Origin of the sequence: Bacillus sp. NEAU-242-2, from assembly GCF_027853835.1 — a bacterium.
Taxonomy (GTDB): Bacteria; Bacillota; Bacilli; order Bacillales; family Bacillaceae; genus Bacillus; species Bacillus velezensis.
Genome location: NZ_JAPNNY010000003.1, coordinates 474876 through 500067, shown reverse-complemented (window position 1 = coordinate 500067; position 25192 = coordinate 474876). Strand labels below are relative to the sequence as shown.

Sequence of the window (25192 nt, the reverse complement as noted above, 5' to 3'; positions counted from 1 at the left end):
TACCATTACATCAGGAGGGATCAAGATGGAGACATTGAATATTGGGAATATTTCATTAACATGGCTGGACGGCGGTGTAACGCATATGGACGGCGGAGCGATGTTCGGCGTTGTCCCGAAGCCTTTATGGTCGAGAAAATACCCCGTAAATGACAAAAACCAGATTGAATTAAGAACAGACCCGATTCTGATCAGAACAAACGGCCTGAATCTATTGGTTGACGCGGGTATCGGCAGAGGGAAATTTTCTGATAAACAAAAAAGGAATTACGGTGTAACACAGGAATCCAATTTAAAACACTCTCTTCGTGAACTCGGGCTTTCCTGTGAGGACATTCATATTGCGGCGATGACCCATCTTCATTTTGACCATGCATGCGGCTTGACGGAATACAGCGGAGAGGAGCTTGTCTCTGTTTTCCCGAATGCCCGCATTATCACTTCTGCAACAGAGTGGCGCGAAATGAGAAACCCTAATATCAGATCGAAAAATACATATTGGAGAGAAAATTGGGAGGCGGTACAAGATCAGGTCGAAACCTTTGAGAACGAGTATCAGCTGACAGAAGGCATTACGATGCACCACACCGGCGGCCACAGCGACGGCCACAGCGTCATCGTCTTAGAAGACGGCGGGGAGACGGCTGTGCATTTTGCCGACCTGATGCCGACGAATGCGCATAAAAATCCGCTATGGGTGCTGGCATACGATGATTATCCGATGACCTCCATTCCAGAAAAGCAGAAATGGCAGACGTTCGCGGCAGAAAAAGACGCCTGGCTGATCTTCTATCACGATGCGATTTACAGAGCGGTAAAATGGGGAGAAGACGGCGAAGTGGCTGCATCTGTCAGACGGGAGAAAAAATAGGCGGATCGATGATTTACCTGTATGAATTTCGGGAATAAAAGCAAACCTAAGACAAATTGCTTTGAAAGGAAGAGACAGGTGAATCAATTTCAAGTGACGAAAGATGGAGAAATCAAAACAACTCTGCGCGGATTAGAAGTGCTTTCTACGCCTTTTTTAAATAAAGGGGTGGCCTTTACACAGGAGGAAAGAAAGGAACTCGGGCTCGAGGGATTTCTGCCGCCGAAAGTATTGACAATCGAAGAGCAGGCGAGGCGGGCCTACGAACAATTCAGTTCGCAGCCTGATGAGCTGAGCAAAAATGTCTACTTGACCGCTCTCCATGATCGGAATGAAACGTTATTTTACAGGCTGTTAAATGATCATTTAGGCGAAATGCTGCCGATCGTATATACGCCGACCGTCGGCACCGCGATCCAGCGTTACAGCCACGAGTACAGAAAACCCCGCGGTCTGTATTTGTCAATAGATGACCCTGAAGGAATGCGCGCCGCATTTCAGCAGTTCGGAAAAAATGAAAACATTGACTTAATCGTTGCCACAGATGCGGAGGGTATTCTGGGAATCGGTGACTGGGGCGTCGGCGGCATCGCCATTTCTGTCGGAAAACTCGCGGTGTATACGGCGGCGGCCGGAATTGATCCGTCACGAGTGCTTGCGGTCGTATTAGATGCCGGGACAAATCAAGAAAGCCTCTTAAATGACCCGCTGTACGTCGGAAACCAGCATTCAAGAGTGCGCGGCGAGAAATATGACCGCTTTATTGATGAGTATGTCTCGCTTGCCCGGGAAACATTCCCGAATGCGCTGCTTCATTGGGAGGATTTCGGTACGGCTAACGCCCGCGGCATATTAAAACGGTATAAAGATAAAGTCTGTACGTTTAACGATGACATTCAAGGAACGGGCGCGGTGTCACTTGCAGCTGTTTTAGCGTGTGCGAAAGCATCAAAAGTGCCTTTAAAAGAGCATAAAGTCGTCGTCTTCGGCGCGGGAACGGCCGGTATCGGAATTGCTGAGCAGCTGCGCGAAGCTATGGTGCATGACGGATTAAGCGAAGAAGAATCATACAGCCGCTTTTGGTGTATCGACAGAAACGGATTGTTAACGGATGATATGAAGGACCTGCGTGATTTTCAGGTTCCGTACGCCCGCCCTGCTGATGAAGTGAAAGAGTACGGCCGCAGCGGTGAAGGCGGATCAATTGATCTGGCGGAGACGGTGCGTCAGGCCAAGCCGACGATCCTGATCGGCACATCCACCGTTTCAGGCGCATTTACGGAAGAAATCGTCAAAGAAATGGCCTCACATGTCAAACGGCCGGCTATTTTGCCGATGTCAAATCCGACGACATTATCAGAAGCAAAACCTGAAGATTTAATTAAATGGACGGAAGGCCGCGCGCTTGTCACAACGGGAAGTCCGTTTCCGCCTGTTGCGTATAACGGCGTTACCTACCATATCGGACAGGCGAACAACGCGCTCGTATTCCCGGGACTCGGGCTCGGCACGATTGTGACAAAAGCAAGGCTCATTACGGACAATATGTTCGTTGCCTGCGCGAATGCCATCGCCGGTATGGTGGACGTCGGCAAGCCGGGAGCGCCGATGCTTCCGAAAGTGGAGGATCTCAGGACGGTATCGGCAACAGTGGCGGTAGCCGTAGCTAAAGCTGCGATTCAGGACGGTGTAGCGGAAACGGAACCCGAGGATCTGATCCAAGCGGTGCAGGACGCGATGTGGAACCCCGTATATAAACGAATTCGGCCGATGTAACCGAATAAAGCCCAAAACGCTGATGGTTTTGGGCTTTATTTTTTGCTTGTCCGAATTATGAGGCGACAGAATCAATGACATCGACAATCTGGCCTGTTTTTGCATTAACCATAACTTCATATTGCTCCAGTTCGCCGAATGCCGAACGTGTCACGCCGGTTTTGTATACCTGGATGGTTTCTCCGTTTACCTGGTAGGGCTCGGGCTCTGTGTAAATCCATGATCCGTCTATCGGCCCGCGCTGTTTAAAAGCCGCTTTCACGATACGGAGCGCTTTTTCTGAAGAGATATAAGGTTTCATCGCATACTTTTTCACTGCGATGGCAGCGCATAATCCGACTCCTGCACCTAAGAGAAAATGACGTAATTTCAATATGAAGCACCTCCAATTATGTCGTAGTTTTTATTATACAGAAGATGCCAGACGGTGTTAAGTAAAGCGGCGGTTTTACAGCCCATTCAATCTGAGCGCTTGGAAAACAGTTGTTTTTCTAATAAAATAAAAGCATTACATAGAAATGAGGGGAAAATATGAATGAGGAAACGAAAACGCTTTTCCGGACGCTGACGCAGCTTCCCGGCGCACCGGGAAATGAACATCAGGTCCGCTCCTTTATGAAACGGGAGCTTGCGAAATATGCGGATGACATCGTGCAGGACAGACTCGGAAGTGTTTTCGGAGTAAGGCGCGGCGCTGAAGATGCGCCGACCGTTATGGTAGCCGGGCATATGGATGAAGTCGGGTTTATGGTGACACAGATTACGGATAACGGCATGCTGAGATTTCAGACGCTCGGCGGCTGGTGGAGCCAGGTGCTGCTTGCCCAGCGCGTCGAGGTGCAGACGGATAACGGACCGATTATCGGCGTCATCTCAAGCATCCCGCCCCACATTTTAACGGATGCCCAGCGCGCAAAGCCGATGGAGATCAAAAATATGATGATTGATATCGGTGCCGATGACAGAGAGGACGCGGTCAAAATGGGGATCAGACCGGGACAGCAGGTCGTGCCGGTCTGCCCGTTCACCCCGATGGCCAACGAGAAGAAAATATTGTCCAAAGCGTGGGATAACCGCTACGGCTGCGGGTTAAGCATTGAACTATTAAAAGAGCTGCACGGAAAAGACCTGCCGAACAATCTGTACGCCGGGGCCACCGTTCAGGAGGAAGTCGGCTTGAGAGGGGCGCAGACAGCGGCCAACATGATTCAGCCTGATCTCTTCTTCGCGCTTGATGCCAGCCCGGCAAATGATATGAGCGGTGATAAGGAGCTGTTCGGCCGTCTCGGCGAGGGGGTGCTGCTCCGCATTCTCGACAGAACGACGGTCATGCACCGCGGGATGAGAGAGTTCGTCCTTGATATGGCGGAAACGTACAATATCCCTTATCAATATTTCGCTTCAGGCGGAGGAACGGATGCCGGACGGGTCCACATATCAAACAGCGGGGTTCCGTCTGCCGTCATCGGCATTTGTTCAAGATACATTCATACAAATGCCGCTATCATCCATGTCGATGATTATGCCGCGGCGAAAGAAATGCTCATTAAGCTGGTCATGGCGAGTGACAAACAGACGGTCGAAACGATCAGAGAAAATGTGTAAAAAAATAAGCAGTCAATAAGTCCCTTTGAACACTTATTGACTGCTGTTTTTACATTCTGTTTTAAGCCGCATGATCGAGACAGTTCATTAAAGCGTATTGAAAATAGAATTAGGTAACACATATTATTTTTCAATATTATTATCAAAATGGTTCCAATCCAAATAAACAACCACGAATCTTTATTGCAATGCGTTTTTAAATCAAAAACATGCTGCAAGCATTGAGATGAGCAGCGATTTCACAAAAGTCGAGTCATTTGCATTTTTTATTTGTTCTGCAAGGAGGTATGATTATGACAAAAAAGACAAACATAAAATTTCCTCTTGAACTGATTCATACTGAAGTGGTGAGTTTAGGTAAGCAGGACCGCATAAAGGCGGCCTGCTTATTCTGTTTCAAATAAATAAGAAAGTGCTTTCATCGCTTGATTTACGGTTTCGACCGTGATATTCGCTTTTCCGGAAAGCTCTTTCAGCGGATGATGAAGTTCTTTCGGACGGATGAGAATGAGCGGCTTTCCTTTTGCGACGGCATAAGAAGCATCCATCGCGGTATTCCACTGTTTATATTTCTCGCCAAACAGGGCGATCACAAAATCGGCTTTTTCCATCAGCACCTCTGTACGGAAATTGTTGATATCAGAAGCTCTGGCGTCTTTTAAAACAGAATCGGGCTGCACGCCCATAATCTCTTCTCCGATATTGTCTGAGCGTTCATGGTTTTCCATCGGGCCGACAAACGTAATCGGCAGGTTCAGCGCTTTTGTTTTTTGTTTGATTTCATCCCGCCAATCACTGTGGATTTCACCGGCTAAATACACGACAAACTGCATCTTTTGCCCCTCCTTATGTACATATTCAGAATTTCGTACGGCTACAAGCAAAATGGTAAACGAAACTTGCTTGATAATGCAAATGAAATATGATAATGATATTGCATATAGTTGGTCTTGCCGTAAACAGTCTGGTATGATCCAATTGGACAAACATCAGCATATAAAAAACTCATAATCCAGATGGAGGAATGACAATGAAAAAGATTGAAAGCACGGAAGAATTGCAAAAAGCGGTACAAGACGATTGGGCGGTATTTATGTTTTCAGCGGATTGGTGCCCGGACTGCCGCTTTGTGGAGCCGTTTCTCCCTGAGCTGGAAGCGGACTTTCCCGAATTCACTTATTACTACGTAGACCGCGATCAATTTATTGATACATGCGCGGAATGGGAAATTTACGGCATTCCGAGCTTTGTTGTGTTTAACGGAGGAAAAGAAGTGAACCGCTTCGTCAGCAAAGACCGTAAAACAAAAGAAGAAATTGAGCAATTTTTAACCGATTCCCTTGCTAAAGCATAAAGGAGGCCACGGGCTTTGAAAATGACGTCAAGGAAGCTGGCGGATTTATTAAAACAGCGCCTGCAGCACGAGAACCGATCCTTCTTTTTTGACAGAGAAAAAGACACCCTCCGTGTTGAGGATCAAACGACCAAAAAAGGCATCACATTGGAGCTCCCGCCGATCATTGCGAAGTGGGAGACAAAAAAAGAAGAAGCGATCGACGAAATCGTCTACTATGTGTCAGAAGCGATGGAGGCGATGGAAGGCAGCGGACAGGAGATGTCCGGAAAGGAAGCCGGAATCTATCCGGTCATCCGCTCTACGTCATTTCCCGATCAAACGAGCGACGGCATTCCGCTCGTGTATGATGACCATACGGCCGAAACGAGAATCTACTACGCGCTTGATCTCGGTAAGACGTACCGCTTAATTGACAGCCGTATGCTCGAGAAAGAAAGCTGGACAAAAGAACGCATCAGGGAGACGGCGTCATTCAATCTCCGCTCTCTTCCTTCGGTCGTGAAACAGGATACGGTTGCGGACAATTATTTTTATTTTTTCAGGGCGAATGACGGCTATGACGCCAGCCGGATTCTCAATGATTCGATTCTTCATGAATACAAGCAGGCCGCTGAAGGCGAATTAGCGATTTCCGTTCCGCATCAGGATGTATTAATACTTGCTGACATTCGAAATGAATCGGGTTATGATATTTTAGGGCAAATGTCCATGAGCTTCTTTGCAAGCGGCACGGTGCCGATTACGGCCCTTTCATTTCTGTATAATGAAGGCAGACTGGAACCTGTGTTTATCATGGCGAAAAGCCGGCCGAAAAAGGATTAGAAAGGATTTTTCTTATGAACGCTTTTTACAATAAAGAAGGTGTGGGAGATACGCTTCTGATCTCTCTTAAAGATGCAGCACGCGAAGAAATCGGCTATGAAAGAGAAGGCGATGTCGTCAGAATCTTTAACAAAGAAACAAAAGAAACGACGGGCTTTAACATTTTTAACGTGTCTTCTTACTTACAGATTGAGGACAACGGCCCCGTCGCTTTGTCTGAGACATTCGTTCAGGATGTGAATGAAATACTGAACAGAAACGGCGTTTCAGAAACGCTGACGGTTGACCTTTCTCCGAAATTTGTTGTCGGTCACGTTGAATCGAAAGAAAAACATCCGAATGCGGATAAACTGAATATCTGCCAAGTGAATGTGGGAGAGGAAACCCTTCAAATCGTTTGCGGCGCGCCGAACGTGGACAAAGGGCAAAAAGTCGTCGTCGCTAAAGTCGGCGCGGTAATGCCGAGCGGACTTGTGATTAAAGACGCTGAATTAAGAGGCGTTCCGTCAAGCGGCATGATCTGCTCCGCGAAAGAACTCGCTTTGCCGGATGCGCCGGCGGAAAAAGGGATTCTTGTTCTTGAAGACAGCCGCGAGGCCGGCGAAGCATTTCAATTCTAACTCCCATAAATAAGCGCACAGAATCGAATGATGTGAGAGAAAGCCGTTAAGCAGGCCTGCTTAACGGCTTTCTTCAGTTGGGAGCTTAATCTTTTCTGAACCGCCCGGCAATGGTATACTAAATATCGTCCCAGACTACTAAAAAGGGAGTTAGAGAGTGATTAAACATGAGTTGGCTGAATAAATTTTTTGACTTATTTTTAGGTGAAAAAGAAGAAGAGCATGAACGTGAACCGAACACGCATGCCCAAATCCCGAAACAGCACATACCGGATCAGCCAGAAGGCAAATTAACGCGCATGGAAGATCCTAAAATATATTACGAATATCCGAAAGGGAATTTCCGCTTCCCGGTCGTTCCGGACGGCTATAAGCGAACGGAGCAAAACCAAAGACAGCGGGAAAGGCACGAACGCCGCCAGCCGTCCCGGGGTTATGCCGCCGGGAAGGAGCAAACCGAGCGGAAACAGCATACACATAAAGAGCCTGATGCCGTGAAAAAGCCCTTTAAACCGTCATCCATTCCTTCACCGGTTTACGGCTTTCAATCTCAGCACAGCATAAAAAAAGCGCCTATTTCCGAAAAGCGGCGTGAAGAGAACGTAACATTGCTGTCAGAGGAGCAATTTGTTCCGCCAAAATCCGGTCAGGAAACGGAAAAAGAGCCCGTCTTCACAACATCCGGTATAACAAAACAGACGAATGACCGGCCAGAACCGTTTGCGAAACAAGAAACGGAAGAAATCCAGGCCGTTAAAAAAGAGGAGCTTCACACCGAGGCTGAGAATGCAAAAGAGCAAGTGTTTGCAGCACCAGAACCGCAGCAGGCTGAAGAGCGGGAGCACACCGAAAGCGCGGAGTCTGCCGGCTTTACAGAAGAACAAGAGCATGAACAAACCCGACCGCAGCCTATTAAAGAGCCTGAGTATGAAGCATCCCGAACGGCTGAAAACACAGAGGAACAAGCGGCGCTGCAGGGGGAATATCAGGAGCCTGAGCCGGAAAAAGCACCTCCTTTTGAAACCGCAGAAGAACCGGTGTATACATACACAGAACCCGGATACGATGAGGAAGTTCAGCCGCAGTCTGAAGACAAGCCCGAATCAGCTGAAACCGACGCGAAACAGGAAGCAGACTCTCAGCCTGAGTACAATGAAGCAGACCGGCATTCAGACCTTGAGCCTGAACCTGCAAGCATTGAGACGGCTGATGCCCCGTCCCGGCTCGCCGAGGAAAAAACGGAGCATCACGGACAGCCTCAGACTGTGAGAAAAGCGGAGCGGCCGAAAGAGCGCAATGTTCCGTTTAACGTCATGATGCTTAAAAGCGATAAACACAAGCAGACGAAGACGCCAGAGGGCGGAGCGAGCTATGTCTTTCCGAATCTGTCGCTTCTGGACGTACCGCCGGCGCAAAGACATGACGACCAATCGTGGATTGAAGAACAGCGCGAGCTTTTAAACGTTACGCTGAAAAACTTTAATGTGCGCGCCCAAGTCGTTCATGTCACACAAGGCCCGTCCGTCACACGTTTTGAAGTGCATCCTGAGCCCGGAGTGAAAGTAAACAAAATTACAAACTTAGCAGATGATATAAAGCTGAGTTTATCTGCCAAGGATATTCGGATTGAGGCGCCGATCCCCGGTAAAAACACGATCGGCATTGAAGTTCCGAACCGCGTAAGCAAAGTCGTCGATTTAAGGCAGATGATCAGAAGCGCCGCTTTCAGGACGAATCCGTCTCCGCTTACCGCCGCGCTCGGTGTCGATATTTCCGGAAACCCGGTCGTCATTGATTTGAAAAAGATGCCGCACGGGTTGATAGCGGGTGCGACAGGATCGGGAAAAAGCGTCTGCATCAATACCATTTTGGTCAGTCTGCTTTATAAGGCGGATCCGAGTGATGTCAAAATGCTTCTGATTGATCCGAAAATGGTCGAGCTTGCGCCTTATAACCAAATACCGCATTTGGTCAGCCCCGTCATCACGGACGCCAAAGCCGCGACCGCCGCGTTAAAATGGGTTGTGGAAGAGATGGAACGGCGGTATGAACTGTTTGCCCATTCGGGTGTGAGAGATATCGGCCGCTTTAATGAATTAACGGCCGATCATAAGACAGGCGAAAAGCTTCCGTACCTCGTAGTGGTCATTGATGAGCTTGCCGATTTAATGATGGTCGCGCCGAACGATGTGGAAGAAAGCATCGCCAGAATCGCGCAGAAAGCGAGAGCCTGCGGCATTCATCTGCTTGTCGCGACACAGCGTCCGTCTGTCGATGTCATTACCGGAATGATCAAGGCGAACATACCGACGAGAATTGCATTCTCCGTCTCAAGCCAGGTAGATTCCAGAACGATCATCGACATGGCGGGAGCGGAAAAGCTGCTCGGAAAAGGCGACATGCTGTACTGGGAAAACGGTACCGGAAAACCGGTGCGCCTGCAGGGCAACTTTGTATCCGACAGAGAGATTGACCGCGTCGTCTCTCATGTCAGAAAGCAGCTGCCGCCTTCTTATTTGTTTGAACAGGAAGAACTGATCAGGCAGGGAACCGCCCTTAAGGAAGAAGACGAACTGTTTCCTGAGGCGTGCCAATTCGTCGTGGAGCAAAACAGCGCCAGCACCTCAAGCCTTCAAAGAAGGTTCAGAATCGGTTATAACCGCGCCGCGAGGCTGATTGACATGATGGAAGCCGAAGGCATGATCTCAGAAGCGAAGGGCAGCAAACCCCGTGAAGTGCTGATTACGGCCGCTGACATTTCTCAAGAATAAGAATATCGTTCATTTTTCTCACAAACATGGTATGATAGTGGATGGACCATCAAAACTGCATCACTGTCACGCGCTGAAATATCATGCGGCAGGTTTAATCAAAAAGAAAGTTACAGATACTGACGATAACGTAAAAATAAATGGAAGCGCCGCTGTGCGGGCTTTTCGCCCGCTGCGGTCGCAAAATGAAATGAGCGTCATATACTGGGGAACAGATAGACGTTTGTTGGAGGTACGATTATGACTGTTTATCATTTTGTTGGAATAAAAGGGACAGGTATGAGCCCGCTTGCTCAAATCCTGCATGATACGGGGTATCAGGTGCAGGGATCGGATATCGAGAAGCAGATTTTCACTCAGGCTGCCCTTGAAAAAAGAAATATCCCGATCTATCCGTTCAGCGCCGATAACATCAAACCCGGCTTAACGGTAATCGCCGGAAACGCATTTCCTGATTCTCATCCGGAAATCGCAAAGGCGCTCGATGAAGGGATTCCTGTCATCAGATATCATAAATTTTTAGCTGAATATATGAAAAAATACACAAGTGTCGCGGTAACGGGCGCACACGGCAAGACGTCCACAACGGGCCTCTTGGCACACGTGATGCAGCAGGCGAAGCCGACTTCGTTTCTTATCGGGGACGGGACGGGCAGAGGAAATGAAAGCAGCGAATACTTTGTATTTGAAGCTTGCGAGTACCGCCGTCATTTCTTAAGCTATCAGCCTGATTATGCGATTATGACGAATATTGATTTTGACCACCCTGATTATTTCGCCAACATTGACGATGTGTTTGATGCTTTCCAAAACATGGCGCTTCAAGTCAACAAAGGCATCATTGCCTGCGGTGATGACGAGTACCTGCCGAAAATTCACGCCAATGTGCCAGTCGTTTATTACGGCACGGGAGAAGAAAACGATTTTCAAGCGAGAAACATCGTAAAAAATACGGAAGGCACGACATTTGACGTCTTTGTCCGCAATACGTTTTACGATACGTTCTACATCCCGGCATACGGCCATCACAATGTCCTCAATTCCTTAGCGGTCATTGCGCTCTGCCACTATGAAGAGATAGACGTGAACATGATTAAGCTCGGACTTGAATCATTCGGCGGCGTCAAACGCAGATTCAATGAGAAAGTGATCGGCAGCCAGGTACTGATCGACGACTACGCCCACCATCCGACTGAAATCAAAGTCACGATTGAGGCGGCGCGCCAAAAATATCCCGAACGTGAAATCATCGCGGTATTTCAGCCGCATACGTTTACACGGACGCAATCATTCCTGGATGAATTCGCAGAAAGCTTAAGCGCGGCCGACCGCGTGTATCTGTGCGACATTTTCGGCTCTGCCCGCGAGAACGTCGGCAAGCTCACGATCACGGATCTTCAGGAAAAAATCGATAACGCAGAACTCATTGAAGAAAATGACACATCCGTGTTGAAAGCGCATGAAGGCGCAGTGCTGATCTTCATGGGCGCCGGAGACATTCAAAAATATATGAGAGCCTATGAAAACGTCATAGCGTAACAAAAAAGCAGTGGGGCTCTCACTGCTTTTTTGCGCGTGCTGCAAAAGGGATTTACCGATAAACGGAGAAATAGTATACATACAGACCTTTCATATATGTTTATCATTTTGAGAATTGGGTATATACCACTATATCCTGCATTATAAGGAGGTATTAGATGATCATCATTCTTTACTTAAGCGTCGCACTCATTGCCGTTGCATTTCTCATCCTCGTCATCTATCTGTCCAAAACATTAAAGTCCGTGCAGATGACTTTAACAAACGTAGCCTCGACTTTAGACGGCCTTGAAGGGCAGATGAAAGGCATTACCGCAGAGACAACCGAGCTGTTACATAAGACAAACCGTCTCGCGGAAGACATTCAGGAAAAATCAGAGAAATTAAATACGGTTGTCCATGCTGTTCAGGAAGTGGGAACTTCCGTCCAGCAGTTTAATACATCCATAAAGCAGGCAGCAGGTTCCGTTACGGCCTCTGTAAGAGAGAATCAGGATAAGATCAGTCAGGTTGTCACCTGGAGCCAGGCCGCTATGGAAATATGGGACAAGTGGAAGCAAAAGAAAAAAACATCGCTTTAATCATAAGAAAAATCCACTAAGGAGGAATCATAATGAGCAAAGATGGAATCAATAGTAAGGATTTTTTAATCGGAACGCTGATCGGGGGAATTATCGGCGCGACAACGGCGTTGTTTCTGGCGCCTAAATCAGGTAAGGAGCTGCGCGACGATCTCGGCAGTCAGGCTTCTGCGTTAAAGGATAAGACGGACAGAATGACGGCCGATGCGAAAGAAAAAGGCTCTCAATATGTCAGCATCGCCAAGGACAAAACATCTAATATCACCCAGCTGGTAGCTGATCAGTCAGGCCAGATTATGAATAAAGTGAAGGATTTAAAAGACCGTTCTAAGAGCACACTAACCGAGAAAGCCGAAGAGACGAGAAGCGAAATGCAGGACACGGCCCAAAGCATCAAGGCCGAAGCGGAAGACGCCGGGGAAAAAGCCGGTCAGGCAAATCGCTGACCTTCAATAAGGAGAGATAACCGACATGACAAAACAGCTGATATCATCTGAAGAAGAGTTCAAAAATGCCGCTGAGAAAGAAAACACGCTCGTGTTTTTGAAACACAGCACAACCTGCCCGATCAGCCAAGCCGCGTTTCAGGAGTTTGACGCCTTTGCATCGGAGCATTCAGAAGTACCTTCTTATTACCTGCATGTGCAGGACAGCCGGCCGCTTTCAAACTATATCGCCGAGACATACGGCGTGAAACATGAAAGCCCGCAAGTATTCGTCATTACAAACGGCGAAGTGAAATGGCACGCGTCTCATTCACAAATCACAAAAAACGCAATAGAGCAGCACCTTTCATAATTGCTGGCCGCCGGTTGATACCGGCGGTTTTTTTTTTGAAAAAAACTATTGATCATTTCAGCCGGATCATGTAGGATATCAATATATACTACTTCAACGCATAAAAGCTTAAAAGCGTTTTGGTGATAAAGTCGAATGTGAAAAAATTTATTATTTCATATTCCTATTTTCGCATAACTGTAGTAAGATGCATGTTAACCATTAAAATAAAACATAGCATAGAAGGGATGAAAAAGATGAGCAACAAGGAATTAGAGAGCCTAAGACAGCAGGCAGACGCACTAAACTTAGAAATCCTTAAATTAATCAATGAACGCGGAGCCGTTGTAAAAGAAATCGGTAAAGCAAAGGAAGCACAGGGTGTCAACCGATTTGACCCTGTCAGAGAGCGTACAATGCTTAACCGCATTATTGAAAGCAATGACGGCCCATTTGAAAACTCAACGATCCAGCATATTTTCAAAGAAATTTTCAAAGCCGGACTTGAACTTCAAGAAGAGGATCACAGCAAAGCGTTGCTCGTCTCCCGGAAGAAAAAAGCAGAAGATACGATCGTTGACATTAAAGGCGAAAAAATCGGTGACGGCGATCAGAGATTCATCGTCGGACCTTGTGCCGTAGAAAGCTATGAGCAGGTTGCCGAAGTCGCGGCCGCCGCGAAAAAACAAGGCATTAAAATCCTGCGCGGGGGCGCGTTTAAACCCCGCACAAGTCCGTATGATTTCCAAGGTCTCGGTGTAGAAGGCCTGCAAATTCTTAAACGCGTCGCTGATGAATATGACCTCGCGGTGATCAGTGAAATCGTAACGCCCGCCCACATTGAGCAAGCGATTGATTACATTGACGTCATTCAGATCGGCGCGCGGAACATGCAAAACTTTGAATTGCTGAAAGCCGCCGGCTCCGTTAAAAAGCCGGTATTGTTAAAACGCGGTCTTGCCGCAACAATTTCAGAATTTATCAATGCAGCTGAATACATCATGTCACAAGGAAACGACCAAATCATTCTTTGTGAACGCGGAATCAGAACGTACGAAACGGCAACGAGAAACACGCTCGACATTTCTGCCGTGCCGATTTTGAAACAGGAAACTCACTTGCCGGTGTTTGTTGACGTCACACACTCAACAGGCCGCCGTGATCTCCTGCTTCCGACAGCAAAAGCGGCGCTTGCGATCGGCGCTGACGGCGTGATGGCCGAAGTTCACCCTGATCCTTCCGTTGCCCTGTCAGACTCTGCGCAGCAGATGGATATCCCTGAATTCGAGAAATGGCTGAACGAATTAAAGCCGATGCTGAAAGTAAAAGCATAATACAATGTTCCGCTCTTTAAAGGCCGCCTCGCGCGGCTTTTTTTCGTATCTTCATTTTATTTAATTATAAAATGAAAGTGAACGTTTTCATCACTGGGAAAAACGTGTATAATTTCATGAGAGATATTTAAATTTGATGAATAATGAAAAATAATGTACACTACTGACTTACGCTTACAATCATAAACGACAGAATGCGAAATCGTACGACATTTCTTTACATAAAGTGTTTATGCTATAGATAAGGATAAGTGTATCCAGTAAAAGGAGTGGTTTCAGTGAGCAACATTACGATATACGATGTGGCCAGAGAAGCAAATGTCAGTATGGCGACTGTTTCCCGCGTCGTGAACGGCAACCCGAATGTAAAACCGACGACCAGAAAAAAAGTATTGGAAGCCATTGACCGGCTCGGCTACCGTCCGAACGCGGTGGCAAGAGGGCTTGCAAGCAAAAAAACGACAACGGTCGGCGTCATCATCCCTGATATCTCAAGCATTTTCTACTCGGAACTTGCGCGTGGAATTGAAGATATCGCGACGATGTACAAATATAATATTATTTTAAGCAACTCGGATCAAAATCTTGAGAAAGAACTGCATCTGTTAAATACGATGCTCGGCAAACAAGTGGACGGTATCGTATTTATGGGCGGCAACATTACGGACGAGCATGTCGAAGAATTTAAGCGCTCTCCTGTGCCGATCGTCTTGGCTGCATCAGTGGAAGAACAGGGCGAGACGCCTTCTGTCGCCATTGATTATGAACAGGCGATTTATGATGCCGTTAAGCTTTTCATTGATAAAGGGCATCGTGATATTGCTTTCGTCTCCGGACCGATGCAAGAGCCGATCAACCGTTCGAAAAAACTGCAAGGGTACAAACGGGCGCTTGAAGAAGCGGCGATTCCGTTTAACGAGCAATTCGTAGCGGAAGGCGATTACACTTATGATTCCGGTATGGAGGCGCTTCAAAGCTTGATGGGCCTTGACCGGAAACCGACGGCGATTCTTTCTGCGACGGATGAAATGGCTCTCGGCATTATCCATGCGGCCCAAGATCAAGGTCTTTCGATACCTGATGATCTTGATATTATCGGTTTTGACAATACGAGATTGAGCCTGATGGTCCGCCCTCAGCTTTCAACAGTCGTGCAGCCTACGTACGATATCGGCGCCGTGGCGATGAGACTTTTGACAAAACTGATGAACAAAGAGCCGGTTGAAGAGCATATCGTCGAATTGCCCCACCGCATCGAATTAAGACAATCAACCAAGTCATAAAAAAACGGAAAAGCAAGCTTCACTCTGAGGGGTGGAATCTTGCTTTTTTACTTGAGTAAGGAGAAGATATGAAACGTTTTGATTATCTGACGCCCGTTGGCTTTATGTTAGGCTGTATTATCGTCGCAATCGGTATTCTGTCAGGGACGGGACTGGCGGGAATCAGTTCATTTTTAGATCTGACTTCTTTTTTAATCGTCACAGGCGGCCTTGCCGCGGCGGTCTTTATCAGCTTTCCGCCGAGGGATTTAAAGAAAACCCCTTCTGTTCTGAAACAGGTATTCTCCCGTCAGGATGACAATGTGAAAGAGCTTGTCAGAGTATTTGTCAGCCTTTCGGAGCAGGCGCGCAGGCAGGGGCTGCTGTCTCTGGATGACCAGGCGCGGGAGATCAATGATCCGTTTTTAAAAAAAGGGCTTTTGCTTGCGATTGACGGCTGGGACGAGGAAACGATCCGGCTGGTGATGGATTCTGAGATCGCCGCAATGGAAGAAAGACACAGAAAAGGAAGACGCGTTTTTGAAAAAGCCGGTGATTTCGCACCCGCCTGGGGAATGATCGGGACGCTCGTCGGACTCGTTCTCATGCTCAAAAACTTAAATGATCCGCATACCCTCGGACCGAACATGGCCGTTGCGCTATTGACGACGCTGTACGGAGCGTTGCTTGCCAATTTGGTGTTTATCCCAATCGCGGCAAAGCTTGAAGAAAAAACGGAAAGTGAAATTTTCATCAAACAGGTCATGATCGAAGGGGTTGTCGGCATCCAATCGGGCAAAAATCCCCGCAACCTCGAAAGTCAGCTCGTCGTCTTCAGCTCAAGAGAAGACTGGCGTAAAGGACAGCCTGCGAACAAGAAAAAGGGCGCTGTCCATGAAGCTTAGAAAAGAGCGTTTTGAAAGAAGAAACAAACCGGAACATTCCGGCGGTTCACCGAGATGGATGGTGACGTTCGCTGACTTGATCACGCTCATTCTCGTGTTCTTTATCTTGCTTTTTTCGATGTCGCAAATAGACGCGGAAAAATTTCAATCTGCCGTTTCATCGATTCATACAAACGGCGGCGGGGGTGAACCGGCGTCATCAGACAAAGCAAACGAAAATAAAGAACAGGATTTGCTGTTACAAAACGTGAAGACATACATAAAAGCGCATCATTTGAGTTCGAAATTGACGGCGAAGCGCGATGAGCGCGGAGTGGTTCTTGTGCTGCAGGAGGCCGTTCTGTTTCAGACGGGAAAAGCGGATGTGCTGAAAAACGCCGAGCCGGTTCTGCATCAGATCGCGGTGCTTTTAAAAACAATTCCGAATAACATACAGGTAGAGGGCCATACGGACAGCCGCCGGATTTCCACCTATCAATTCCCGTCGAACTGGGAGCTGTCTTCTGCAAGAGCGGCGAGTGTGATCCGGTATTTTACCGCGAATGAAGACTTTTCCGCCAAACGGTTTATCTCTGCCGGGTATGCGGATACGAAACCTGTGAAGGACAACAAAAGTCCCGGACATATGAAAGAAAACCGCCGTGTAGAAATTGTGATCAAAAAAACGACCTCCTCATAAGGTCGTTTTTATTTTGTTTTATACCGCTGCTCAGACCGGATGGCAAAAAGTGCTTTTTCCACGGTTTGGGCATTTTTTTCTGAAATTTCTTCTTTGCGGGGAATCGGAGGATATAATTGTTCAGGATCACTCCAAAAAGCGGGCAACGTGCAGGGGGAGTGCTTCTGCCATTTATCAATCCATTTCTGCGGTATGCGCTCCCCGGGATCAATCCCTTTCATCTCAAGCCAAATGCGGCTCCATGCTCTCGGGACGACTCTCCAAATATCGTATCCGCCGCCGCCGACCGCGATCCATCTGCCGCTGCAATATTGATGGGCTAATGAATGAGCGAGCCGCGGGATCTCCTGATAAATGGAGATTGTATTGGACAGGTGTGTCAACGGGTCGTAATAATGGGCGTCCGCACCGTTTTGGGTAAGTATGACATCCGGCTTAAAAAAAGCCGCGATTTCTGAGGCGGCCGTTTTGTAAGCGTGGAGAAAGGAATCGTCCTCTGTGAAAGCGTCCAGCGGAATGTTAAAAGAATAGCCGTAGCCTTGCCCGCTTCCTTTTTCCAGTACCTGCCCCGTCCCGGGAAATAAATAACGCCCGGTCTCGTGAAAAGAAACAGTGCAGACATCAGACCTGTCGTAAAACGTAAATTGAACGCCGTCGCCGTGGTGGGCGTCTGTATCAATGTATAACACTTTTGCCCCGTAGTTCTTCTGGATGTATTGGATGGCCACGGCGCTGTCATTATAGATACAAAAGCCTGACGCCCTGCCGCGGAAGCCGTGGTGAAGGCCGCCTCCTAAATTGCAGGCGTGCCTAGCTTGTCCCGTCATGACGTAATCAGCCGCCGTTAAGGTGCCGCCCACCAGAAGCGACGCAGCTTCATGCATGCCGGCAAAAACGGGGGTGTCTTCCGTTCCGAGACCGTAGCTTTCTCCTTCTGCGGCAGGGAGCCGGCCCGCACCCGCAAGTTCCACCGCCTGTATATAATCCTCTGTATGAACGAGAGCCAGCTCTTCTTTAGAGGCCGTGCGCGGAATGACGATGTCTCCTTCGTCAAACGCGTCCGCCGCCTGAAGCAGATCGTATGTTAAAAGCACGCGCTGCTGATTGAACGGATGATCCTGATGAAATTGATACGTCTGATAAGAAGGCGAATAAACAAAAACGCTGTCTTTCATGGCTGATCCCTCAAATGCTTCGGCCATAAGACATTGTATCCGGCTTCATGAACGGCACGGATAAAAGGGAGCGGATTCATCGTCTTCACCCGGAAGACGAGAATGTTCGACCCGGCGGAATCATGGGGATAGACGAGCACACTCAGGATTTGAAGCTGAAGATCACGGCACAAGCAGCTGAGATCAGCAAGGCTTTTTGTCATATCCGTCACCAGGATTTCCACCTGGGATCCCGGCTGGGCCGCGCCTGTCAGGCTGACGAAAGTCCGGAGCACGTCGGTTTTCGTTAAAATGCCCGTCAGCTTATGGTTTACCGTAATCGGCAGACAGCCGATGCCGTGCTCATAAAAGGAGGCGGATATTTCTTCCACAAAGTCAAGCGGATGGGCGCAGATGACATCCCGCTTCATAATGGTCTCCACTTTGTTTGTCAGAAACGCGCCGCGTTCCTTTTGTTCAAAGCTGCCGGGGCCGGCCTGTTTAATGTCTCTGTCTGTGACAATACCGGTGACGTGCAGCTCGTCGTCGATGACAGGGAGATGGCGGATATGATATACCTTCATTTTACGGACGGCTGTTTCAATGGAGTCGTGTTTTGAGACGGTGATGACGTCCCGTTTCATGATTTGTTCTGCAATCATCTTTTTATCCCCTTTGTATGTCAGTCAATACATAAATCGCTGATAAAAACGAAGCCTGTCGAACTGTTCAATTGACTCCTGACTGACGTGCCTGCCGATGCGGGCCATCAGACAATTGGCCGGATGAGAGCTGATTTCCGGTTCATCCGTTGCAAACCAGACAAGACCCCCGGCATTCATCATCTTTTCCATGATCTTTCTGTATTCCCACACATCTTTTTTCATTCCTTTTAAATCCCAATGCCAGTAATATTCCGTCGTCATGATGATGTACCGTTCCATCTGTTCATCCATCATGCTGACTGTCAGCAACGTTTTTCCGACAGAACAGCCCCTGTAGCCGGGAGCGACCTCGATCGCCCCGAGTTCAAGGAGGTCTTCCATATTTCCGTCAGACCACCGTTCAAGCGGATCAGGATATAAATACGTCACATAGCCGATAATCGTCTGTCCGTCCCTGGCGATAATGATCCGACCTTCAGGAAGCCTGGCGATCTCGATTAACGCTTTGTGCTGTTCATGAGGAAGGCGAAAGGCTGTCAGGCCTTCATGAAACTCATACTGTGCTAGGTCCTCTGGAGGAATGGGCCCTTCTACCAATAGAGGGCCGGCTGCTGTCTGAATTGATGAAGAATGGTACGTTTTATGATGTTTCACTGATTCACCGCCTGTCGGTTCTTAATAAAAACACATCTCTCTTAAGCATAACAAAATATAAAGCGTTTTCAATAGTGTTGTAATTTATATTTTAAAAATTGAGAAAACTGTGAACATCTACTATAATTAGTCTATAGATAAGCAAAGGGGGATGTTGCATGAATTTGAAAGCGTTGCCGGCGGAAAAGGGGAATTATCATCTGCGAAATTATGAGGAAACGTACCGCAGCTTCGATTGGAAAGAGGTCGAAGCGGAGTTTTCCTGGCATCAGACGGGGAAGCTGAATGCGGCGTACGAAGCGATTGACCGTCATGCCGAATCATTTCGAAAAAACAAAGTAGCGCTGTATTACAAGGACGCAAACCGGGATGAAAAATATACATTTAAAGAAATGATGGAGGAATCGAATCGGGCGGGAAATGTACTGAGACGGTATGGAAACGTGGAAAAAGGGGACCGCGTTTTTATTTTCATGCCGCGTTCGCCGGAGCTTTACTTTATTATGCTCGGCGCAATTAAAATCGGTGCAATCGCCGGCCCTTTATTTGAAGCGTTTATGGAAGGCGCCGTCAAAGACCGCCTGTTGAACAGCCAGGCAAAGGTTGTCGTGACGACACCTGAACTGGCCGAACGGATTCCGGCGGACAGCCTGCCCGACCTCGAGCATATTTTCATTGTCGGCGGCAGCAAAGAAGCGGGAGATAAAATCATCCATTATGATAAAGCGGCTGAGGGAGAAAGCACGAGACTTGATATTGAATGGATGGACAGAAGAGACGGCTACCTGCTTCACTACACATCAGGGTCTACCGGAACGCCCAAAGGTGTGCTCCATGTTCATGAAGCCATGATTCAGCAATACCAGACCGGCAAGTGGGTGCTTGATCTTAAAGAAGACGATATTTACTGGTGCACTGCGGACCCGGGCTGGGTGACCGGGACGGTGTACGGGATATTTGCGCCGTGGCTGAACGGAGCGGCGAACGTGATCGTCGGCGGCAGATTCAGTCCGGAAAACTGGTACGGCACGATTGAGAAGCTCGGTGTCAGCGTCTGGTACAGCGCTCCGACGGCTTTCAGAATGCTTATGGGCGCCGGAGATGAAATGGCATCCAAATTTGACCTTACTTCACTTCGTCACGTCCTGAGTGTCGGAGAACCTCTGAACCCCGAGGTCATCAAGTGGGGACATAAAGTATTCGGCAAGCGCATCCACGACACGTGGTGGATGACAGAAACGGGCGGACAGCTCATCTGCAATTATCCTTGCATGGAGATCAAGCCGGGTTCAATGGGGAAACCGATTCCGGGAGTGGAAGCGGCGATCGTTGACAATCAGGGAAATGAGCTTCCGCCGTACCGGATGGGAAATCTCGCCATTAAAAAGGGCTGGCCGTCGATGATGGATTCCATTTGGAACAACAAAGAGAAATATGATTCTTATTTCATGCCGGGCGGCTGGTATGTTTCCGGAGATTCTGCTTATATGGATGAAGACGGTTATTTCTGGTTCCAAGGCAGAGTCGATGATGTCATTATGACATCCGGCGAGCGCGTCGGCCCGTTTGAAGTCGAAAGCAAACTTGTTGAACATCCGGCGATTGCCGAAGCCGGGGTCATCGGAAAGCCGGATCCTGTCCGGGGAGAAATTATTAAAGCGTTTATCGCGCTCAGAGAAGGGCATGAGCCATCCGATCAGCTGAAGGAGGACATTCGCCTCTTTGTAAAACAGGGGCTTGCCGCGCATGCCGCACCGCGGGAAATTGAATTCAAAGATAAACTTCCGAAAACACGGAGCGGAAAAATCATGAGACGTGTGCTGAAGGCGTGGGAGCTGAACCTGCCGGCAGGCGACCTGTCCACAATGGAAGATTAAAGACGGCGTTGACATCGTATCTTATTTATGTTAAAAATGAGTAAGCTTCATACGAAAAGGTTTTGATTGAGACAAGTAGGATATCTGATTGTTCCAGAGAGCTGATGGCCGGTGAAAATCAGCACATAAGATATGCCGAATACACTCATGAACCGCTTTTGCGAACAAAGCTATTCCAAGGCTTTCAGTAGTGAAAGAACGGACACGGTCCGTTATCAAAAAGAGTGATAAAAGCTTTTTTATGTTTTTATTAGTAGGGTGGTACCGCGATTATATCGTCCCTTCGTTTTAAACGAAGGGGCGTTTTTTATTTTCATAAACAAAGGAGCAGACAAAATGACTAACTTATTAGAGGATTTATCATTCCGCGGCTTAATCCAGCAAATGACGGATGAAGAAGGACTGAATAAACAGCTGAGCGAAGAAAAAATCCGTTTATACTCAGGGTTTGACCCGACGGCTGACAGCCTGCACATCGGACACCTTCTGCCGATATTGACACTGCGCCGTTTCCAGCTTGCAGGCCACCATCCGATTGCGCTTGTAGGCGGCGCGACGGGACTGATCGGCGATCCGAGCGGCAAAAAAGCGGAGCGTACGTTAAATACTCAGGATATCGTTGTCGAATGGTCGCAAAAAATTAAAAATCAGCTTTCCCGATTTTTAGATTTCGAGGCGGGAGAAAACCCCGCTGTCATAGCGAACAACTTTGATTGGATCGGAAAGCTGAGCATCATTGAATTTCTCCGCGACGTCGGAAAGAACTTCGGAATTAACTACATGCTTGCGAAAGATACTGTAAGCTCAAGAATTGAAACCGGAATTTCTTACACGGAATTCAGCTACATGATCCTGCAATCCTACGATTTTCTGAATCTGTACAGAGAAAAGAACTGCAAACTCCAAATCGGAGGCAGTGACCAGTGGGGCAACATCACGGCCGGTCTTGAACTGATCAGAAAATCAGAAGAAGAAGGGGCGAAAGCTTTCGGTCTTACCATTCCGCTCGTCACAAAAGCTGACGGCACGAAATTCGGCAAAACGGAAGGCGGCGCCATTTGGCTTGATAAAGAAAAAACATCGCCGTACGAATTCTACCAGTTCTGGATCAATACAGATGACCGCGACGTCGTCAAATACTTAAAATACTTTACTTTCTTGTCAAAAGAGGAAATTGAAGCTTATGCTGAAAAAACGGAGACGGCTCCTGAGAAAAGAGAAGCGCAGAAACGTCTCGCTGAAGAGGTGACGGTTCTTGTACACGGCCGCGAAGCGCTTGAGCAGGCCGTTCATATCTCCCAGGCGCTGTTCAGCGGCAATATTAAAGAGCTTTCTGCTCAAGACGTCAAGGTAGGATTTAAAGATGTACCTTCGTTTGAAAAAGACCGCTCTGAAGAACTGTCTTTAGTAGACGTGCTAGTGGAATCTAAATTATCGCCTTCAAAACGGCAGGCCCGCGAAGACATTCAAAACGGAGCTGTTTACATTAACGGCGAGCGCCAGACGGACATCGGGCATCTTCTGACTGCGGAAGACCGCATTGAAGATCAATTTACCGTACTGCGCCGCGGAAAGAAAAAATACTTCCTGATCACGTACTAAAAATAAAAAGCAGTCCGGCCGCTCCATGCGGCAGGCTGCTTTTTTATGTTTTGTGAATACTGCACGGGGAAATGAGTACAGTACATGGTATAAGCAAAACAGGGAAGGGGTGCTGCGCCGTGAATTTTATGTTTACCATCGCCAAAGAAAGATTGCAACGGGATCATTGGGAACAGCAGCAAAGCATAAACGCCGAAGCCGAAGCCGAGGAATCAGAGACGGAAGAAGAAAATCCGATATCATAAAGGTAAAGCCTCCATTCTGCGGAATGGAGGCTTTTGATTGTCACCATATCAGCCTGACGGCGGCCATCAGCACGACTCCTGTGATGACCGTGATGGATAAGCTTTTTGTCAGCATCGCACAAAGCAATGTCGGGATGAGAACGATCATTGCTTTCCAATCAAAGGTCAAAGCGCTGTTTGTTTTCACAATCATGCTTTCCGTTACCAGAGCAGTCAAAATGCAAAGCGGAATAAAGGAGAGCCATTTTAAAGCCAATTCAGGCATCTGAATGTTCCGGACAAATATAAACGGAACAATGCGCGGCACAAGTGTAACAATCATGCAGCCGAGTATAATCCAGATCATTTGTGTGCTGATGCTCATTTGTCCGTCACCACCCCGATCGTTGCCACAATCACGGTTGAGACGATGACCGCGATGTGTGACGGGACGAAATACGATAACAAGACCATAAAAATGATCATATAGAGAATTAAGGAGAGGCTGTGCTTCAGCTTTTCCGAAGCGGATGACTGCAATTGCAGCACAAGCAGCGCCGCAAACATAGCGGGCAAAGCAAAGTCCAGGCCGAGCGCGTAAGGATCAGATATCCATTGCCCGAGAAGCCCGCCCATCACGCAGGAAATAACCCAGCACATGTAAGCGGTTATATTGAGGCCGTTCATCCACTTATCGTATAACCTGCCGTTCTGAGCCGCTTTGTTCACCGCTACTCCGAAAGATTCGTCAGTAAGCAGAGCCCCGAAGCCGATATTTTTTGCCAGAGAGTATTTCGTGAAATACGGCGCGATGGTCAGGCTCAGCAGAAGGTGCCGCAGATTGACGATAAACGTCGTTAAAATAATGGCGGAAATCGGACTCCCGGAAACAAGGAGCGAGCAAATAATAAATTGGGCGGCGCCGGCATAGACACACAAGGATAACAAACAGATTTCAAGAATGCTTAGATGAGAGGCAACGCCGACGATGCCGAAAGCAAAACCGATGCTCATATAGCCCAGCAGCGTAGGCACACAATCCCGCACCCCCTGTAAAAACGTATCGTTCATTTCCCGGGAAACGGCGGTTTTTTGCACTTCTGTGTTAATCATTTTTTATACTCCTTTCATAGAGATTATAATGATAACGACTAATGAAAAAATCAAAGAAAATACGGTTCACATTTATATGAACCGATTTCCGGTGACGACATGAAATAACGAATGGTTTTGTTTCATCAGGCCTTCAACTTTTTCAGCCCCGACTTCTTTCACAAGCTCTGCGAACATCAGATCGTGCCTCATATATTCCATGGCCACGAGAACGAGAGCGGGATCTTCTGATTTAATGGCCCAGGCATTCGTCTGCGGAGAAAAATTGGCGATTAAGACTTCTTTATTATCTCGGGCAGCTATCGTTAATCTTCCGCCCATCCGTTTCTCCGCCACTTCAGGAGACATATTATGATTTGTCGTATTTCCGAGCTTCACTTCCGGAGGGCCGAACACAATCGAAAAGACGGGCAATTGTTCGGCGGCGCGTTTATTAGCGGCTTCTTGAATAAAGGGAATCTGCTGTTCCCAGACAGACAGCCACAACTCTTCCTCGGCTTTTTCAATCATATCCTTCATCTCATTGATGACATGATCATTCGTGCTGATGCGGCGGATGACATTCATCTCCTGCTCGCTTTCCAGCGCCAATAACTTTTCCTCAAGGTAGCCGAATGAGTTCTCGAAATCGTGCCGGAGCCGGTCGATTAATTCCTTTCCGGCCAGCGGGGCATATGTAACCGGATCAGACGGTACAATATGGACAGCGCCTTTATCAACTAATTTCCCCAACACCTCATAGATCATTGAGCGGGGGACGCCTGACCTTTTGCTGATTTCATATCCGGTAACAGGCGAGTGTTTCAACAAGCCGATATATGCTTTACATTCATATTGAGAAAATCCAAACTTCTGTAATTCTTTCAGAACATCGTCCATAAACATCCTCCGTAGTGGTTATTCATGAAACTACTATAATGTAAGCGGTTATATCTTGTCAATGGGACTTGAGTGCTGAAAGAAAGGTTTGCCTGTTTTGTCGCTTTCCAACTTAGTTTATGATG

General features: G+C 47.8%; 26 protein-coding genes and 1 other annotated feature. Of the genes, 18 read left to right on the top strand and 8 right to left on the bottom strand.

From position 1 onward, the window contains the following. The first annotated feature begins 25 nt into the window (after positions 1-25). Both OWN49_RS12680 and OWN49_RS12675 read left to right on the top strand, forming a co-directional pair. Positions 26-871, top strand: a complete 846-nt coding sequence (locus tag OWN49_RS12680) for a YtnP family quorum-quenching lactonase (protein ID WP_176283477.1) — start codon at positions 26-28, stop codon at positions 869-871. A gap of 78 nt (positions 872-949) precedes the next feature. Further along, positions 950-2647 carry an NAD-dependent malic enzyme gene (locus tag OWN49_RS12675; protein WP_024085698.1) on the top strand — a complete coding sequence of 566 codons (1698 nt, stop codon included), beginning with the start codon at positions 950-952 and terminating at the stop codon, positions 2645-2647. A 55-nt stretch (positions 2648-2702) separates the two neighbouring features. Here the strand turns inward: OWN49_RS12675 and OWN49_RS12670 are convergent, their stop codons facing one another. Next, positions 2703-3020 carry a PepSY domain-containing protein gene (locus tag OWN49_RS12670; protein ID WP_003152366.1) on the bottom strand — a complete coding sequence of 106 codons (318 nt, stop codon included), beginning with the start codon at positions 3018-3020 and terminating at the stop codon, positions 2703-2705. Positions 3021-3178: 158 nt separating this feature from the next. On the opposite strand from OWN49_RS12670, the gene OWN49_RS12665 reads away from it, so the two are divergent. Further along, positions 3179-4252, top strand: a complete 1074-nt coding sequence (locus OWN49_RS12665; protein ID WP_020956222.1) for a M42 family metallopeptidase — start codon at positions 3179-3181, stop codon at positions 4250-4252. A gap of 386 nt (positions 4253-4638) precedes the next feature. Here OWN49_RS12665 and OWN49_RS12660 read toward each other — a convergent pair whose 3' ends face one another. Beyond that, a complete protein-coding gene (locus OWN49_RS12660; RefSeq protein WP_039063465.1) occupies positions 4639-5085 on the bottom strand; it encodes a YtoQ family protein in 447 nt (148 codons plus the stop codon). Positions 5086-5282: 197 nt separating this feature from the next. On the opposite strand from OWN49_RS12660, the gene OWN49_RS12655 reads away from it, so the two are divergent. The 12 genes from OWN49_RS12655 (at position 5283) to motS (ending at position 16899) form a co-directional block, all read left to right on the top strand. After that, a complete protein-coding gene (locus tag OWN49_RS12655) occupies positions 5283-5606 on the top strand; it encodes a thioredoxin family protein (RefSeq protein ID WP_003152373.1) in 324 nt (107 codons plus the stop codon). A gap of 15 nt (positions 5607-5621) precedes the next feature. After that, positions 5622-6431 carry a DUF1444 domain-containing protein gene (locus OWN49_RS12650; RefSeq protein ID WP_014305597.1) on the top strand — a complete coding sequence of 270 codons (810 nt, stop codon included), beginning with the start codon at positions 5622-5624 and terminating at the stop codon, positions 6429-6431. 14 nt (positions 6432-6445) lie between these two features. Then, entirely contained in the window at positions 6446-7051 is a 606-nt protein-coding gene (ytpR, locus tag OWN49_RS12645) for a YtpR family tRNA-binding protein (protein WP_003152375.1), read from the top strand. A gap of 167 nt (positions 7052-7218) precedes the next feature. Next, positions 7219-9822 carry a DNA translocase FtsK gene (locus OWN49_RS12640; protein WP_070082225.1) on the top strand — a complete coding sequence of 868 codons (2604 nt, stop codon included), beginning with the start codon at positions 7219-7221 and terminating at the stop codon, positions 9820-9822. Positions 9823-10062: 240 nt separating this feature from the next. Then, entirely contained in the window at positions 10063-11361 is a 1299-nt protein-coding gene (gene murC / locus OWN49_RS12635; RefSeq protein ID WP_003152377.1) for a UDP-N-acetylmuramate--L-alanine ligase, read from the top strand. A 158-nt stretch (positions 11362-11519) separates the two neighbouring features. After that, positions 11520-11942: a DUF948 domain-containing protein gene (locus OWN49_RS12630; RefSeq protein ID WP_007408777.1), complete on the top strand. Its 423-nt coding sequence runs from the start codon at positions 11520-11522 to the stop codon at positions 11940-11942. Positions 11943-11974: 32 nt separating this feature from the next. Next, positions 11975-12388 carry a YtxH domain-containing protein gene (locus OWN49_RS12625; protein WP_003152380.1) on the top strand — a complete coding sequence of 138 codons (414 nt, stop codon included), beginning with the start codon at positions 11975-11977 and terminating at the stop codon, positions 12386-12388. A gap of 25 nt (positions 12389-12413) precedes the next feature. Beyond that, positions 12414-12740, top strand: a complete 327-nt coding sequence (gene ytxJ / locus OWN49_RS12620; RefSeq protein ID WP_017418385.1) for a bacillithiol system redox-active protein YtxJ — start codon at positions 12414-12416, stop codon at positions 12738-12740. Between the two features lie 236 nt (positions 12741-12976). Then, entirely contained in the window at positions 12977-14053 is a 1077-nt protein-coding gene (locus OWN49_RS12615) for a bifunctional 3-deoxy-7-phosphoheptulonate synthase/chorismate mutase (protein WP_003152383.1), read from the top strand. A 278-nt stretch (positions 14054-14331) separates the two neighbouring features. After that, positions 14332-15336 (top strand): catabolite control protein A, encoded by a 1005-nt coding sequence (gene ccpA, locus OWN49_RS12610; protein WP_003152385.1) that lies wholly within the window; start codon positions 14332-14334, stop codon positions 15334-15336. A 68-nt stretch (positions 15337-15404) separates the two neighbouring features. Beyond that, a complete protein-coding gene (gene motP / locus OWN49_RS12605) occupies positions 15405-16220 on the top strand; it encodes a flagellar motor protein MotP (RefSeq protein WP_176283476.1) in 816 nt (271 codons plus the stop codon). After that, the gene (gene motS, locus OWN49_RS12600; protein ID WP_176283475.1) at positions 16210-16899 is read left to right on the top strand and encodes a flagellar motor protein MotS; all 690 of its coding nucleotides are present in this window, start codon (positions 16210-16212) and stop codon (positions 16897-16899) included. The genes motP and motS overlap by 11 nt, the downstream gene beginning before the upstream one ends. Positions 16900-16907: 8 nt before the next feature. On the opposite strand, the gene OWN49_RS12595 is transcribed toward motS, so the two are convergent. Genes OWN49_RS12595 through OWN49_RS12585 form a run of 3 tightly spaced genes read right to left on the bottom strand, consistent with a single transcriptional unit; the run spans position 16908 to position 19372 of the window. Beyond that, complete coding sequence (locus tag OWN49_RS12595; RefSeq protein ID WP_071391487.1) at positions 16908-18074, bottom strand: acetoin utilization protein AcuC; 1167 nt, start codon at positions 18072-18074, stop codon at positions 16908-16910. Further along, complete coding sequence (locus OWN49_RS12590) at positions 18071-18715, bottom strand: acetoin utilization AcuB family protein (protein WP_176283474.1); 645 nt, start codon at positions 18713-18715, stop codon at positions 18071-18073. Before OWN49_RS12590 ends, OWN49_RS12595 begins: the two co-directional genes overlap by 4 nt. A 24-nt stretch (positions 18716-18739) precedes the next feature. Then, positions 18740-19372, bottom strand: coding sequence for a GNAT family N-acetyltransferase (locus tag OWN49_RS12585; protein ID WP_176283473.1), 633 nt, complete (start codon positions 19370-19372; stop codon positions 18740-18742). 158 nt (positions 19373-19530) lie between these two features. Here OWN49_RS12585 and acsA point away from each other — a divergent pair, with 158 nt between their 5' ends. From acsA to sr7p, 3 genes are all read left to right on the top strand, one after another. Then, positions 19531-21249, top strand: a complete 1719-nt coding sequence (gene acsA, locus OWN49_RS12580) for an acetate--CoA ligase (protein WP_014418650.1) — start codon at positions 19531-19533, stop codon at positions 21247-21249. A gap of 53 nt (positions 21250-21302) precedes the next feature. After that, positions 21303-21535, top strand: a binding site (T-box leader). 50 nt (positions 21536-21585) lie between these two features. Further along, complete coding sequence (gene tyrS / locus OWN49_RS12575; RefSeq protein WP_025853300.1) at positions 21586-22851, top strand: tyrosine--tRNA ligase; 1266 nt, start codon at positions 21586-21588, stop codon at positions 22849-22851. Positions 22852-22970: 119 nt separating this feature from the next. Next, the gene (gene sr7p / locus OWN49_RS12570) at positions 22971-23096 is read left to right on the top strand and encodes a small protein SR7P (protein WP_255219922.1); all 126 of its coding nucleotides are present in this window, start codon (positions 22971-22973) and stop codon (positions 23094-23096) included. Positions 23097-23136: 40 nt separating this feature from the next. On the opposite strand, the gene OWN49_RS12565 is transcribed toward sr7p, so the two are convergent. The 3 genes from OWN49_RS12565 to OWN49_RS12555 all read right to left on the bottom strand — a co-directional run bounded on the left by OWN49_RS12565 (position 23137) and on the right by OWN49_RS12555 (position 25067). Then, positions 23137-23460, bottom strand: coding sequence for an AzlD domain-containing protein (locus OWN49_RS12565; protein ID WP_003152394.1), 324 nt, complete (start codon positions 23458-23460; stop codon positions 23137-23139). Further along, positions 23457-24188, bottom strand: a complete 732-nt coding sequence (locus OWN49_RS12560) for an AzlC family ABC transporter permease (RefSeq protein ID WP_003152395.1) — start codon at positions 24186-24188, stop codon at positions 23457-23459. The genes OWN49_RS12565 and OWN49_RS12560 overlap by 4 nt, the downstream gene beginning before the upstream one ends. Positions 24189-24260: 72 nt before the next feature. Then, on the bottom strand, positions 24261-25067 hold the full coding sequence (locus OWN49_RS12555) for a TrmB family transcriptional regulator (RefSeq protein WP_017418381.1): 807 nt from the start codon (positions 25065-25067) through the stop codon (positions 24261-24263). Positions 25068-25192: the final 125 nt, after the last annotated feature.